Raw genomic sequence first — 15,666 nt, forward strand, 5'->3', positions numbered from 1 at the left:
TTTAACCAAAGTGTATTTTACACAACCGACAAGCGTTATATTTAGGTTACGCAATGCGACAGTTGTCTCTTTCTTTCGATTTGTCTAGCTCCGAGCCAATTAATACAACTTGGTTCCAAGATATTTTAGCCATTCTTAAAGTCAGCCAAGAAGCAGCATGGACTGACAATTTTGGTAAATATCTCCGCCAATGGCTGATGCAACATGGACTTACTCCCATTAAAACACTCAGCTTATTTTCTGGTGGTGGTGGATTAGACATTGGATTTCATGATGCTGGCTTTGAAATCATTCAAATGGTAGAGCTTGAAGCCAAGTATGTTCAGACTTTACAAAGGAATTCTTTACCAAATAAATGGCTAGAAGGTTCTAAAGCTATCTGCATTGATATTAGAGATTATTTACCTGAATCTCATTTGACAATAGACTTTATTATTGGCGGCCCTCCTTGTCAAACTTTTTCTGCTGCCGGACGTAGAGCTGCTGGAGTATCTGGAACAACTGATGCTAGAGGTACACTATTTCAAGAATATGTTCGTATTCTCAATGTACTTAAACCGAAAGGATTCTTATTTGAAAATGTATATGGAATAACTGGTGCAAATGGAGGAAAAGCTTGGCAAGAAATTCAAAAAGCTTTTAGAGAAGTTGGCTACGATATTTATTTTCGTATTCTTGATGCCGCTGATTATGGAGTACCCCAACATCGAGAACGTTTATTTATTGTTGGATTAAAAGAAGGAGAATATTTATTTCCCTATCCTACTCATGGGCCAGATTCTCTCAATCAAAATTGTTATTATTCAGCAGGAGAAGCTGTAGAAGGCGTTGATATTTCAGAAATGGAAATAGGTATAGGCGGACGTTTTGGGCATCTACTCGAACATATTCCACCTGGACTAAACTATAGTTTTTATACAAAAGAGATGGGTTATCCTAACCCAGTATTTAGCTGGAGATCAAAATTTTCAGATTTCCTGTACAAAGCAGATCCAACAATTCCAGTACGAACAATTAAAGCACAGGGAGGACAATACACCGGGCCTTTCAGTTGGCAAAATCGAAAATTCTCGATTGCAGAGTTAAAGAGGTTACAGACTATTCCTGATGACTATGAACTTATTGGGAATAGGCAGATTTCTATTGAACAAATTGGAAATTCAGTGCCTCCTCAGCTTGGGCGGATATTGGCTCTTAGTATTCTAGAACAAGTAATTAAATTTAAATTACCTTTCCCTATAAGTTACTTACCTGAGAATAAAAAACTAGGTTTTCGGCAGCGTAAAAGAAAGTTAACCGAAATTTATTCTCAAAAAGCTAAATCTGCAATTATAGATTTACGCAAAGCTGGAAAAATTTTATCTATACCTCGTTTGAAATATGAAGAAAAAGGAACAACGATAAGATTTTTATCTACTGATTTTTCTTGGACAACAAAACAAACTTCTCAAAGTGTAAAAATTTATATATCCTACGATTTGAATGATTCATGCTGGCTGTTCACAGCAGGTATTAATGATAATTGCGAAGAAGAAGATCAATTCGTGATAGATATTAATCCGTCTTGCGGTCATGATGAATGGGTTCTGGGAACGTGTTCAGTTAAGCTTTGTGCTAAAGCTCTTGATACACAGTTATATACATCTCTTTGGAAAGCTTTTGAAGAAAAGTTAACTGAAGCTACAGGAAAAGCGGATTTAGTTCAGTTATCTGGATATTATCAATACAATGCCCGAATTAGTGGAATAATAACTTTTCATCCTAAGTTGGAAGTTAAACCACTTTGGCGTGTAATCCAATGTGTGGCAAGGTGTATTGGTACTGCTGCTCAACTTTCAGCTACAGAGCTTGCAGACCTATGGGGTGTGAAAGCAGAAGATGTCTTCTCCTATCTTCAGTCTCTGCGGGCTATGGGCTACGAAGTTAGAAATCACAACACAAATCCACAAATTCCCAAAGGTGAGTATTTGATTCCTTACGCCTTTCCTACACTAAACCCTAAAAGCGTGCAACTTCGTAAAAATCTATAAACAGATTATGAATGAGCTACACCTGAGAGTCTATACAAACAGAAGTGAGTTAGTTTTACCTGATGGAACAATTCAATACTTTCAAGAAGGAGGAATGAGTCAAGCTGCAAAGATACGGTACAAGAAAATAGCCGTAGAACTATCTACAGGTTACTTGGAAAAACAGATTTTATTTTGCAGAGATTATTCATCGAATCTTGATTTCTTGACCTTGAACCAAGCACATAAATATCTTTTAGATAGACTTGTACAGTCAGTGACCAGCGAAGTTGGTAGAGCATTGGTGGGTTTATCAATTCTACAGTTGTGCGTTAAGGCAATTGAGCCAGAGCAGAGTATTAGGCTACACAAAGGGAGTACGGCTATAAGAGACTTTTCTTGGTGTGATGGTATCTCTATGCGTTCTCTTGATAAGCAATACATTACACCTGTGTTACGAAAATATGAACTACTAAGATTGAATGCAGATGGTTTCATGATGACACGCAGTTTAGCAGAAAATTACCCGTATTCATTTGTATATAAAGCCAACATGAGAGGCGCACGCTCTGAGTGGGTAAGTATTGTTGAGGCAATTGAGAAATACGAAGTAGTTTCTGAAGTAGCACTGCGCTATCTTCTTTCGCAACTACTCAATCAAGCAGATAACTTTAGAAGATTAGCTTTACAAACTATTGAGAATCTGACCTTATTTCTCGGAGCAACAGTTGTTGATAAAGGCATTTCATTAAGTCTCATACTGCGTCACATCAATCAATCTGATTATGCGGCTCGTTTAATGGAGATAGCTATGCATAGCTTAATGCAGGCTATGCAAGAACACCAAGTTTTTCACGGAAGTTTGCTAAAACCACTTTCACAAATGCGTTCAGCTAATAAGAAGCATGGCAATATTGGTGATATTGAACTTTTAGAGGATAGGCAAATTGTGGAAGCTTGGGATGCCAAGTATGGTAAGTCATACTTGCGAGATGAAATTGAGGAATTATCAGAAAAACTCGAAGTACATTCCAGCGTTAGAAAAGCTGGTTTCGTTACAAGTCTTGAAACTGAACGAATTGATGAACTGATGCCTCGATGTAATGAAATTGAAGAAATATTTGGGATATCCCTTGAAATAGTTACTTTTAAAGAATGGGTAGAGCTACAGTTTGCTCGTACATTAGCGGATGAGGCTGCAACCGAGCAAGAACTTGCTTCTACTTGGCTCATAGCTTACACAGAATCTTTAGCGCAGCAACGTAGAGATATTGCCCCAATTGATGAGCCATGTTATCAATGGCTGCTTAAACTAAACGAGACTTTGACAATTCAATAGCTGAATGTTACTCATCGCTACAACAATAGGGTGGCTCTTAATTGGTAGTGCGGCTTTACGATGTGGCAGAGATTGGCTTGATTTATCAAAGTCCCTAGCTTGTACAGTGCCATTTTGATAAAGCATTTCAGTATTTTAAGAAAGTAAACAGACATTTTGATAAAGTAATCAGCAAATATACCTGGCAGGAAAAGTTAAACGCTTAAGTAGTGGACTATTTACCAAGAATCATATTGAAGATAAATATCAGATTTTTATAGCTGATGAAGCGTTTGAGCAAATTCTAGATTTAAATTGCCCCTACAGCCTGTAGTTTTACATAAGTCTTATATAAAAATTATGAAGGACTTTACAGAATAGCATTATGACTTGCTGTAACAATCAAAATAACGATTATCTACGCAAAAATTGGCTGTAAATTTAAAATAAAACCAGGTAAAACATCTTCACCAGATAAACTTGTAGGGGATTGTAAAACTTCTGGTGCTTGATTAGGGCGATAAATGATTACTTGTTTATCTTTGGGATTAATTAACCACCCAAGTTGTAAACCATTTGCTAAGTATTCCCGCATCTTGGCTTGAGTGTCGTCGACATCATCAGTTTCAGAAATCAATTCTACTGCAAAGTCTGGGCACAAGGGGAGATATTTTTTTCTTTGTTGTGAGGTGAGAGCATCCCACCGTTCCATCTTTACCTAAGAAGCATTAGGAGAACGAGTTGCACCATTTAAAAGTTTAAAACCAGTAGAAGAATCAAAAGCTTTTCCTAAATTATTTTGACTGTTCCAAAACCATAATTGACCTAATAAATCAAAATTACGATTTCCTGTTTCTCCTCCAGTGGGTGACATGATTACCAATTCTCCTTCAGCAGTTAATTCCAAACGCAATTCTTTATTCACAGCAACAATCTGTTCAAATTCCTCATCCGTAAATTTGAGATTAGGAGGTAATTGTAAAGTTAAAGCAGTCATAATTAATTCCGCTCCACAAAATCCTAGTTGCATTAGAGGATGTTTTAAAAGTGTTTCACTATGACTTTAAGCACTTTTAGATCCCCTCTAACCCCCTTAAAAGGGGGGAACCAGAATCAAAGTCTCCCTTTTTAAGGGAGATTTAGAGGGATCTAAAACTTTTGATACCGACAAGAGGACTTTTCAAACATCCTCTTACACCCATGCGCTGCCAATAGCGAAGACTAAACCTCTAACTCTACTTTATCGAACAGAATTCAGGAGTCAGAATACAGTAAGCGTAGGCGCAGCCAGCTGTAGGCATCGCTAGCCCAAATCCTCATAAAAACTACTGAGTAAATCTTCGTCATATCTTAGACGACCTACTAAGTATCCAGGCTCTGAGTGCAAGAGTCACTGAAAATTCATTTCTTTAGTTTATCTAAAGTCGCATCTAAGTTCTCAAATTACCTTTCTAAGATAGAAGCAGCAACCATAAGTTGCCCTACACAACTAAAACCCAATTAACAGCTAGTGGCTGCGGAGAACATAAAAATGGCTAAAACGCCAGAATCCTTAGAATCGTCTATCAATGAAATTACAGATAGAGCTTTAGATCGTGATTGTACAACCTTATCCCGTCACGTTCTCCAGCAACTTCAGAGTTTTTCGCCAGATGCCCAAGATTTAAGTGCGCTGATGAATCGCATCGCCTTAGCAGGTAAACTGGTTGCTCGCCGCATGAGTCGCGCTGGTTTGATGGAAGGCGTTCTCGGTTTTACCGGGGAAGTTAATGTCCAAGGAGAATCCGTCAAAAAGATGGATGTCTACGCCAATGATGTGTTTATCTCAGTGTTTAAGCAAAGCGGCTTAGTCTGTCGCCTCGCTTCTGAGGAAATGGAAAATCCTTACTATATCCCCGAAAATTGCCCCATTGGTCGCTATACCCTGTTGTATGACCCAATTGATGGCTCATCAAACACTGATAATAATCTCAGCTTGGGTTCCATTTTCGCTATTCGCCAACAAGAAGGAAATGATAGCGATGGTAAGGCAACCGATCTCCTCACCAACGGACGGAAGCAACTTGCTGCCGGATACATCCTGTATGGGCCATGCACGATGCTGGTTTATACTATAGGTAAGGGCGTTCATTCCTTTGTTCTCGATCCCAGTTTAGGAGAGTTTATTCTCACAGAAGAAAATATCCGCATTCCTAACCACGGGTCTGTTTACAGCGTGAACGAGGGTAACTTTTGGCAGTGGGAAGAATCAATTCGAGAATACATTCGCTACGTTCACCGCACAGAAGGCTACAGCGCTCGTTATAGCGGCGCAATGGTGAGCGACATCCATAGAATTTTGGTTCAAGGCGGCGTGTTTCTCTACCCAGGTACAATTCAAAACCCTGAAGGAAAATTGCGCTTGCTTTATGAAACCGCTCCTCTCGCCTTTTTGATTGAGCAAGCAGGCGGCCGTGCTACGACAGGATTGGTAAACATCTTGGATGTAGTGCCAAAAAAACTGCATCAGCGCACACCTTTAATTATTGGCAGCAAAGAAGATGTCGCAAAGGTAGAGTCTTTTATTCAAAACGGACACTAGAATACAATTCGTAATGACGCTCCTGCGTCGCTTTAAGCGAAGCCATGCCGAAGGCTTTAGCTGCGCTAACGTAATTCGTAATTCGTGTTCCGTAAGGGTTTTAGACATTTTATAAGGGTGTTTATTTACGCCGTGCTGTACTCTCATCTGCCATTAATTAAACGTTAATCATGGTGATTTAGGATTGGGGATGCAAAATAGCGCTTTTTGAAGATCAGAAGATCAATTAAGGATTATCTCAGCTGGCCGATGCAATAAGTGATTGGCAACGCCACAATTCAAAAGTAAGTGTTAATGCGTTTTGCCAACTTCACTTAGAAACATCACTATACAGGAGTGAAATAAACTAGCTATGTCTACCAATCATCTACTAGAAATTAAGCAATACGGTCAAAGTATCTGGATGGATAATTTGACCCGTGACATTATTCAATCAGGTGAACTCAAAGACATGGTTGAAAATCAAGGTATATCTGGGATTACTTCTAACCCAGCTATCTTTGAAAAAGCGATCGCAGGTAACGTCATTTATGATGCCGATATAGAAGCCGGAGTTCGCGCTAACTTACCGATAGACAAAATTTACGAATCCCTAGTTTTTGCAGATATCCGTAATGCTTGTGATATTTTACGCCCTGTTTATGAAGCCTCGAATAGACTAGATGGTTATGTGAGTATCGAAGTACCGCCAACCATCGCCCATGATACGGAAGCAACAATAAGCGAAGCTCGGCGATATTTCCAAGAAATTGGTCGGGAAAATCTGATGATTAAAATTCCCGGTACAGAACCTGGTTTGCCAGCAGTAGAGCAGGTAATAGCCGAGGGTATGAATGTCAATATTACGCTGTTATTTTCTGTAGAAAGCTACGTAAACACAGCTTGGGCTTATGTTCGGGGCTTAGAAAAACGGCTGGCTGAAGGTAAAGACATCAGTAGAATTGCTTCAGTCGCTAGCTTCTTCCTCAGCCGGATCGATAGCAACATTGATGGCAAAATAGATGCTAAGTTGAAAAAAGGCGTTGATGATATTGCCGTGGAAGCAAAGCTAAAAGCTGTGAAAGGAAAAGTAGCGATCGCAAACGCCAAGCTAGCTTACCAAGAATACAAGAAAATCATTAGAAGTGAGCGTTGGCAAGAGTTGGTAGCAAAAGGGGCCACAGTACAACGGCTACTTTGGGCTAGTACCAGCACCAAAGACCCCAACTACAACGACGTGATGTATATCGAAGAGTTGGTAGGCCCTGATACTGTTAACACCGTCCCACCAGCGACCATTAAAGCTTGTGCCGATCATTGTAACGTGAGCGATCGCTTAGAAACAGACGTAAATAATGCTTACACGCTGATCGAAAACCTCAAAGATCCCGACATCAACATCGATCTCGATACCGTAATGGATGAACTGTTAGTTGAAGGTATTGACAAGTTCATCCAGCCCTTCCAGTCCTTGATGAACTCTTTAGAAGACAAGATCAAGGTATTGTCACCAGTGTAGGGAATTGGGAATGGGGAATGGGGAATGGGGAATGGGGAATGGGAGTTATAAGAATTCTTTCCTCAATTCCCAATGCCCAATGCCCAATTCCCAATTCCAAAACCCAAAACCCAAACCCAAAATCCAAAATTGTTATGGTTAGTCTGCTAGAAAATCCCTTGCGCGTTGGTCTGCAACAACAAGGGATGCCTGAACCCCAGATTATAGTTATCTTTGGCGCTTCTGGTGATCTCACCTGGCGCAAACTAGTGCCAGCACTTTACAAATTGCGGCGAGAACGGCGCATTCCGCCAGAAACTACTATTGTTGGCGTAGCACGTCGAGAATGGAGCCATGAATACTTCCGCGAACAAATGCAGAAGGGCATGGAAGAGGCACATCCTGATGTCGATTTAGGGGAACTCTGGCAAGACTTCTCTCAAGGTCTGTTCTACAGTCCTGGAGATATAGACAACCCTGAAAGCTACCAGAAACTAAAAACCTTACTGAGTGAATTAGACGAAAAACGGGGCACGCGAGGTAATCGTATGTTCTATCTCTCCGTTGCCCCTTCATTCTTTCCCGAAGCTATTAAGCAGCTAGGAAGCGGCGGGATGCTAGAAGATCCCTACAAACATCGTCTAGTAATTGAGAAACCCTTTGGTCGGGACTTGGCTTCTGCCCAAAGCCTTAACCAAGTAGTACAGAAATATTGCAAAGAGCATCAAGTATATCGTATTGACCACTATTTGGGTAAAGAAACAGTCCAGAATTTGCTGGTGTTTCGCTTTGCCAATGCGATTTTTGAACCCTTGTGGAATCGTCAATTCGTTGACCACGTGCAAATTACCGTAGCAGAAACCGTGGGCGTAGAAGACCGGGCTGGTTACTATGAAAGCGCCGGCGCACTGCGGGATATGTTGCAAAATCACCTCATGCAACTTTACTGCTTAACGGCGATGGAAGCACCCAACGCAATGGATGCCGACAGCATCCGCACAGAAAAAGTGAAGGTACTCCAAGCTACTCGTTTAGCTGATGTTCACAATCTGTCGCGGTCAGCAGTCCGTGGGCAATACAGTGCTGGCTGGATGAAAGGTCAAGCAGTGCCAGGATATCGCACAGAACCAGGCGTTGACCCCAACTCCACCACACCCACTTATGTAGCAATGAAGTTTTTGGTGGATAACTGGCGCTGGAAAGGTGTTCCTTTCTACTTGCGGACTGGAAAGCGGATGCCGAAAAAAGTGAGTGAAATTGCAATTCACTTCCGCGAAGTTCCATCTCGGATGTTCCAATCTGCCGCTCAACAGACAAACGCCAATATTTTGACGATGCGGATTCAGCCAAATGAAGGTATTTCCCTGCGTTTTGATGTCAAAATGCCGGGGGCAGAATTCCGCACCCGTTCCGTTGATATGGACTTTAGTTATGGTTCCTTTGGCATCCAAGCAACATCTGATGCCTACGATCGCTTATTCCTTGATTGTATGATGGGCGATCAAACATTGTTCACACGCGCCGATGAAGTAGAAGCAGCTTGGCAGGTAGTAACACCAGCCCTTTCCGTTTGGGATGCACCCGCCGATCCTACTACTATTCCCCAATACGAAGCCGGCACTTGGGAGCCAGAACAAGCAGAACTCTTAATTAACCAGGATGGCCGTCGCTGGCGCAGACTCTAAATATTAGTCATTAGTCATTAGTCGTTAGTCACTAGTAAAAACAAATGACGAATGACAAATGACGAATGACCAATGACAAATGACAAATGACAAAATCTAAAACTTCCTATGGCTCTCCAAACTTCTACAATTTTTTCCCTCCAGGCACCGAAAGATATTTCGCTTAACGAAATAGATGCAGAACTGAATCAAATTTGGCAAAGCTATGGCATAACTGGCGAGGACGGTGGACTTCCCAGTGCTACTAGGGCAACAACATTTACCTTAGTAGTCTACGAACCAGAAGAAACTCAGTATTTGTTGGCTGCTTTAGGATTTTACAACGGCCCAATTGATGGGATTTTAGGGCCGCAAATGGCAGCAGCATTACGGGAAGTGCAAAAGAAACATAAACTGCCAGAAACTGGAACAGCAACACAAGAAACTCTGACTATATTACGAGAAGAATTCGCTAAAGGTCAGCGAGGTGGGACTGGAGGAGAACATGCTATTGCTGGGTTAAATAGCGGTAGCCCCAGAATTGCTGATGAAATCGCTCTCCGCAACCCCTGCCGCATCATTGCCCTATTTCCTATTACTGGCGAAGATGAAGGAGTCAAGGCTCAAGTTTCTGCCTATTGCCCGATTCAAAAACAATCGTCAAGCACACTTATCTGCTGCGAATACATTACTCTGAGTGGAACTGCTGCTGCCTTAGAACGCATCGGTGGCATGATTCCAGCATTGTTGATTGGCGGTTTGCCAAAGTTTCTCTGGTGGAAGGCGACACCAGACCCTAACAACGGTCTATTCAAACGCCTAGCAGCAATCTGCAATAATGTCATTGTCGATTCTTGCAACTTTAACGAGCCAGAAAGTGATTTACTCCGCCTCGAAGAGTTGGTAGAAGCTGGTGTACCTTTAGCGGATTTGAACTGGCGTCGCCTCGCATCATGGCAGGAATTGACAGCTGAAGCCTACGATTCACCTAAGCGTCGCGCTGCCCTCAGAGAAATTGACCGCGTGACGATTGATTACGAAAAAGGCAATCCCGCCCAAGCTTTGCTGTTTTTGGGTTGGTTGGCAAGTCGATTGGAATGGCAACCAGTTTCTTATCAAAAGGAAAGCGGTGATTATGATATCACTCGCATCCATTTTATTTCTCAAGATCAGCGACAAGTAGAAGCCGAGTTAGCAGGGGTTCCCGTTGCGGATGTGGGCGATATTATTGGTGACTTGATTGCCTTGCGCCTCAGTTCCACAAATCCCCAGGCAGACTGTGGTACAGTTATCTGCTCGGAAACTGGTGGTTGTATGCGGATGGAAACACATGGTGGTGCCCAATCTGCTGGTCTGTTTCAACAGGTAACTTCACTTTCAGAACAAAAAGCCGAAGCATTACTAAGTCAGCAGGTGCAACGCTGGGGTCGTGAGTCCCTTTTTGAAGAAAGTCTGGGAGTGACAGCGAATATTTTCAAATTGGTAAATTAACTTAGACTTAACCCCCTGCCTGCTTCCTGACCTTGTGTATACACGGTAGGCTTTTTAAGCATGGAACCAGGTGAAAGTCCCCGTTTTTTAAGGTAATACAGTTCAGTTAAGGATTTTGGGCTTAACTGAACTGTATTGCTTTTTAAGGGAGATTTAGAGGCATCTAAAGCTTTTGATACCAATCAGAGGACTTTTAAAACATCCTCTAGTTGTAAGAGGCTGATTACACTATTACCTATTGCTAGCAATTTTGGCAGGCTTTTTCTTAATTTGACTATCTAATTTGACTATATGACAAAAGTAATGGTTTTTACAAAAAATAGAAATTAAAGGGAACCTAATAATTTAAGAAATGTCTCATTAATTAACAGCAATAAAAATAATTCTACTGGAGTTAAAAATTAATGTTTACTTTTAATCGGTTGCAATCTGGAACAGCTGCACTCATGGCTTTGACTGTCACAGTAGGCACTGTAGCGCCTTTGATTACAGCTTCTCCATCTTTAGCTCAAACTACTTTTTCTGATGTTTCATCTAATTATTGGGCGGCACAATTTATTCAACAATTGTCACAGCGTGGTGTAATTGCCGGATTTCCTGATGGTAGTTTCCGTCCTGAAGAAGCAGTGACACGCGCTCAATTTGCCGCTATGGTCAACAAAGCTTTCCAAAAATCACAGCAACGATCGCCAATTAACTTTGCTGACGTGCCCAGCAATTATTGGGCATCAAGTGCCATTCAGCAAGCTTATACCATTGGTTTCTTATCTGGATATCCCGGTAATCGCTTTGAACCTAACCAAGCTATTCCCCGCCAACAGGTTTTAGTTTCCCTCGCTAACGGTCTGGAATATAGTCCCAGTGGCAATACCGAAAGCACTTTGCAATACTTCAACGATGCCTCTAACATCGCTAGCTATGCCCGTAGCCCGATCGCAGCTGCAACTGAAAAGCAAATAGTTGTGAACTATCCTAATGTGAAGTTCCTCAATCCAACTGCAACCGCTACTCGCGCCCAAGTAGCAGCTTTTATCTACCAAGCACTGGTTAGTTCTAACCAAGCTTCAGCAATTAACTCGCCTTATGTCGTGGCTGTCGGGTCTACTACCCCAACGCCTGTATCAGTCACAATTCCTCAAGGGACTGCTATCCCTGTGAAGTATGACAAGGCAGAAAAAATTCTGGTTACAAAGGATGAAACTGCGCCTTTGACATTGACAGTATCCCAAAACGTAGTAACACAAGACGGATCTGTAGTCATTCCGGCTGGAAGTCAAGTAATTGGTCAACTCAAGCCTGCCACAGGTGGTTCTCAATTCGTTGCCGAGAAACTGGTTTTGACCAGTGGACAGGAGTATCAGCTTAACGCTAGCTCTGAAGTGATCACCAAAACTGAAACCGTCAAGAAGGGTACTAGTGTTGGTTCAATTATCAAAAATACTGTATTGGGTGCAGGTGCGGCAACTGCGGTATCTGCTGTAACTGGCGATCGCGCGATCGCCACAGAAGAAGTTTTGGGTGGCGCTGGTATCGGTGCATTGGTGGGTCTATTCTTCGGTAAGAATAGCGTTGACTTAATCGCCATTGACCCAGATACCGATTTACAAATGACCATCAATCAAAACTTGTTGGTTTCACTCAGATAGTCATTGGTCATTAGTCATTGGTCATTGGTCATTGGTCATTGGTCTTTACAAAGGACGAATGACAAAGGACAAAGGACAAATCCTAAACTTTCGGCAACCAAATAATAAACGTAGTCCCCGGTGCATTGGGTGAAGTTAGCTTAGAGTTGATTGCAGGGCTGAAAACCTCGATTTTGCCCTGCATTTGCTCTATTAATTGTTTTGCGATCGCTAACCCCAAACCTGTGCCAGGGATTTCTGTTTGCGCTTGTACACCCCGATAATGCCGTTCTCCAAGATGTTCTAAATCTTCGGGGGGAATGCCAGGCCCGTTGTCACTGATCACAATTCCCTGAAAATTAGCTTTTTCTTGTCCCGCCTGAATCAAAATTTTGCCACCAGTGGGAGTATATTTCAAAGCATTATCGATGATGTTAGTTAAAACTTCTCGTAATGCTTTGATGTTGGCACGTACTAGGGGTGAATTATGTTTAATTTCAGTTATTAGTTTTAGCTTTCGCTCTTGGGCGATCGCTTTGGCTGAGATTAATAATGGTTCTAAGATATCTGCTAATGAGCAGTCAACTGTTTTATCTCCCATTCCCGGCAATAATAGCGGCGGTTTAGCGTCTTTTTGGATAGTTGCTTCCACAAACACTTCATGTTCGGGTAGATGTAGTGGTGCTAAATCTGTTTCTGTCAAGTCTATTACTTGATCGAATTGTTGTAGCAATTCTTGGAGGCGATCGCTTTCTCGCACAATACTATTGGCCACATCCCGGTTGCTATCTCCTGGGCGCAGCCGCTTCAATAGCAGTTTCCCAAAAGTCCGCAATGCCGTTAATGGGTTACGAAACTGATGCAACAGGTTATCTAACAAATCTCGCTGTTTTTCTTGGAGAATTTGTTGCTCACGCAACTGCTCCTCAAACCATGCCCGGCGTTGATCTAAAATACAAGCGATCGCTAATGTTTGGGCTATCTGTTGAATCTGACTTTCCTCATGTTCATTCCATGCCCGGTCTTGCCTACCCGTCACCAATAACCCCATCATCACACCCTCATAAACTAGAGGTAAAACAATTTGGTTGCCACTAAAGAGGTATTCCTCTTTTAAATGGGGTTGAGATGCCTCAGACTGCTGTGATGAGGTTGGAGATTCCGATTCTGCTGTCAATAACCTTCTGCGATCGTTGGGTAATATAAACACATTTCCAACTTGAAGTTGCTTGTGTACTACTGTCACCTCAGCAGTTTCTTCCCCTGGCGGTAATAATGCTGTTTCTGGGTAAATTACCACAGGAATCAGTTTGGCCTCACTAGAAGGAGCCTCTACCAATTCTTGTGTCAGGTACACAATACTTAAAGTTGCTCCCAGCCCTTGGGTTAGCAGCGCTATTTGCTCTCGACACAGAGCAATAAAATCGGAACTGGCAGACATTAACATTTTTTAGCTCTTGCTCAAGATTACAGATTTTGAGGCATGATGATAAGAGAGGATACTTAATTTTTACCTCACCCATTCAATAAAGCTTAACTAAAATCTTCTTAGTGATGGTTTGTACCAAGGAATTATTTTCTTAGGTAACTTTGTTTTATCTATTTTCAAAGATGTTAATTTTCTTGCATGAAAAGGTTAAAAACTATTGATATTTTGAACTAGAACTTATATAATGACGACGGATTTTGTAGCTAAAACTACAATCTATAGCTTGAAAGAGGAGGACAATAGGTTGGCAAGGAGACGCAAAAGGAAAAGTCGCCGTCGTCAAGAAGGACGGCGGATTTTGGAACACGTGCCTCAATATAGCATCGAAAGTGGCGAAGAAAAACCTGTGACAGCAGCGAGAAGATTCATTCAAGCTGAAGGGATTTTGCCACCTGCGTTGCTACTCGTAAAGCGAAATGAACACACAACAGATCGTTATTTCTGGGCAGAAAAGGGACTGTTTGGTGCTCAATACGTAGAGGAAAACCATTTCTTGTTTCCAAGCTTGAGGGTATTAGAACCTTCGCCTGGTCAAGAACCTCTTGCTTTAGCTAGTCGGTGAACCATAGATGGTCATCTTACACATTGAATGTGGCTCCTGACTATTCATTAACTGGCAAAATAGCTAAGTTTATGCAAAATTTAATTTTTTTTTAGTTTGGAGCTGATTTGCCAGTCAGGCTAGTCCAGGTAATTGGAAAATAAACTAGTCTCAAAGCACGCTAGATTGCATGGGTTGATACTAGTGTCATGATATAAAAGGGAGTGGGTATAGAGCCAAGCGCCTCCAAAAGCGCTAGTGAAGTTGCGCTCTTATACCGTGAATTGTTAACCAAGCTTTGTCAACGAATTTAAGTTAATTAATTTAAATTTCTCCCCACGATATAAGTCGTGGGGAAAGTGACAAAGCAGAAGTCTTGATTTCCTCCTTTTTACTTTTCATTGCCTAAAGATTAGATCAGGTCAGAAGTCTGCATATCATAGTTAAAAAAAGCAACAATTATTCACCAGCCTTGAGCTGTAAAGTTCTCTGTAACTCACTGAGTTCATCTCGATGGGCAACTACAGTGATCTTACTTGAGGAGGTTTGTTCACTCTGAGTTGTTTCTACTTTGAGTGACACCTTCTCAAGTCTTCCAGATTTTTTCCAATAAAACAGGCCACTTAAAGGCGATAGCAGTACCATAGCCAAAACAATGGGACTGAGGTTAGGAAAAAGCAGGTATACGACTAGTGAGAGACAAACAATCCCAGTCGCTGCCAGCAGAGTTAAAAATATAGCTAAAAACCAACTGGGGCGAACATTCCCTTCAAAAGTCACTTTGTTTTGTTCTCGGTCTACCTCTGCCACTTGGTAAGACCGGGAGCGAAAATACTCTTTTAATTGAGACATTAAAGCAGCTTCGTCTTGCTCAGATACCAGTTGCACTGTTTGTATGCGGTCTTTAGTCGAGGCACGAATAAAGAAAAACAGCCCAACCGATAACAACAAGGTTAGCAGGAACGTAGATGGCAGAATAGCAGTATCCATAACTGATTGTTATTGTTTGACTGGAGGAGACTTATTCATTATCAATTATTCGTTACTTTGTCCTCCTATTGATGTAGTTAAGCCATTGCAAAGCTAAATCCTGCGCTTGAACTTGCCATTCTGGAGAAACTTGGTACATCCGCCTAGGCCGTCCTCGTCCTTCCAGTTTCTTCCAATATCCAGTGATTGCCTTTTCGTCTTCCAGAAATTTGATTGCACTATAAAGCACAGTATCCGAAAGCCTATAGGTTGAATATTCAGTTTCTAATTGCTCAATCAACTCGGTTCCGTAGGATTCACCTTGTAATAAAACAGACAGTATGTAACAAACTGCTACTTCCTGACAAAGGTAAGTTGGCGGAGGATTCTCAAAGAATTGATATATATCCTCAAGTTTCATGGTTAGTGAATGGCTAAAAAAATGCCTTATGGTAAGGTCTACAATCCTTGTAGTCAGTATACAGTGCTACTGCCAAGCGAG

Annotated in this window: 11 protein-coding genes and 1 pseudogene; 8 read left to right on the forward strand and 4 right to left on the reverse strand. The window is 41.7% G+C overall.

Annotated features, from left to right (window positions below):
• The first annotated feature begins 53 nt into the window (after nt 1-53).
• Both H6G86_RS10745 and H6G86_RS10750 read left to right on the forward strand, forming a co-directional pair.
• Nucleotides 54-2,030 carry a DNA cytosine methyltransferase gene (locus tag H6G86_RS10745; RefSeq protein ID WP_190934309.1) on the forward strand — a complete coding sequence of 659 codons (1,977 nt, stop codon included), beginning with the start codon at nt 54-56 and terminating at the stop codon, nt 2,028-2,030.
• 7 nt (nt 2,031-2,037) lie between these two features.
• Entirely contained in the window at nt 2,038-3,348 is a 1,311-nt protein-coding gene (locus H6G86_RS10750) for a hypothetical protein (protein WP_190934310.1), read from the forward strand.
• 397 nt (nt 3,349-3,745) lie between these two features.
• On the opposite strand, the pseudogene H6G86_RS10755 reads toward H6G86_RS10750, so the two are convergent.
• A pseudogene (locus H6G86_RS10755) lies at nt 3,746-4,324 on the reverse strand (Uma2 family endonuclease).
• Between the two features lie 534 nt (nt 4,325-4,858).
• Here H6G86_RS10755 and fbp point away from each other — a divergent pair.
• From fbp to H6G86_RS10780, 5 genes are all read left to right on the forward strand, one after another.
• Complete coding sequence (gene fbp / locus H6G86_RS10760; protein ID WP_190934311.1) at nt 4,859-5,908, forward strand: class 1 fructose-bisphosphatase; 1,050 nt, start codon at nt 4,859-4,861, stop codon at nt 5,906-5,908.
• Between the two features lie 352 nt (nt 5,909-6,260).
• Complete coding sequence (tal, locus tag H6G86_RS10765; protein WP_190934312.1) at nt 6,261-7,406, forward strand: transaldolase; 1,146 nt, start codon at nt 6,261-6,263, stop codon at nt 7,404-7,406.
• A gap of 134 nt (nt 7,407-7,540) precedes the next feature.
• Entirely contained in the window at nt 7,541-9,070 is a 1,530-nt protein-coding gene (gene zwf / locus H6G86_RS10770) for a glucose-6-phosphate dehydrogenase (protein ID WP_012410371.1), read from the forward strand.
• A 108-nt stretch (nt 9,071-9,178) separates the two neighbouring features.
• On the forward strand, nt 9,179-10,540 hold the full coding sequence (gene opcA / locus H6G86_RS10775; RefSeq protein WP_163929935.1) for a glucose-6-phosphate dehydrogenase assembly protein OpcA: 1,362 nt from the start codon (nt 9,179-9,181) through the stop codon (nt 10,538-10,540).
• Nucleotides 10,541-10,944: 404 nt separating this feature from the next.
• Nucleotides 10,945-12,186, forward strand: a complete 1,242-nt coding sequence (locus H6G86_RS10780) for an S-layer homology domain-containing protein (RefSeq protein WP_190934313.1) — start codon at nt 10,945-10,947, stop codon at nt 12,184-12,186.
• 82 nt (nt 12,187-12,268) lie between these two features.
• Here the strand turns inward: H6G86_RS10780 and H6G86_RS10785 are convergent, their stop codons facing one another.
• Nucleotides 12,269-13,612, reverse strand: a complete 1,344-nt coding sequence (locus tag H6G86_RS10785) for a GAF domain-containing sensor histidine kinase (RefSeq protein ID WP_190934314.1) — start codon at nt 13,610-13,612, stop codon at nt 12,269-12,271.
• 286 nt (nt 13,613-13,898) lie between these two features.
• Between H6G86_RS10785 and H6G86_RS10790 the strand changes: the two genes are divergently transcribed.
• The gene (locus tag H6G86_RS10790; RefSeq protein ID WP_041566316.1) at nt 13,899-14,216 is read left to right on the forward strand and encodes a DUF3155 domain-containing protein; all 318 of its coding nucleotides are present in this window, start codon (nt 13,899-13,901) and stop codon (nt 14,214-14,216) included.
• A gap of 438 nt (nt 14,217-14,654) precedes the next feature.
• On the opposite strand, the gene H6G86_RS10795 is transcribed toward H6G86_RS10790, so the two are convergent.
• Both H6G86_RS10795 and H6G86_RS10800 read right to left on the reverse strand, forming a co-directional pair.
• On the reverse strand, nt 14,655-15,185 hold the full coding sequence (locus H6G86_RS10795) for a cofactor assembly of complex C subunit B (protein WP_012410376.1): 531 nt from the start codon (nt 15,183-15,185) through the stop codon (nt 14,655-14,657).
• 52 nt (nt 15,186-15,237) lie between these two features.
• Nucleotides 15,238-15,585 (reverse strand): PadR family transcriptional regulator, encoded by a 348-nt coding sequence (locus tag H6G86_RS10800; RefSeq protein WP_163929912.1) that lies wholly within the window; start codon nt 15,583-15,585, stop codon nt 15,238-15,240.
• Nucleotides 15,586-15,666: the final 81 nt, after the last annotated feature.

It is taken from the genome of Nostoc sp. FACHB-133 (assembly GCF_014698055.1).
In the GTDB taxonomy this organism is placed as follows: Bacteria; Cyanobacteriota; Cyanobacteriia; order Cyanobacteriales; family Nostocaceae; genus Nostoc.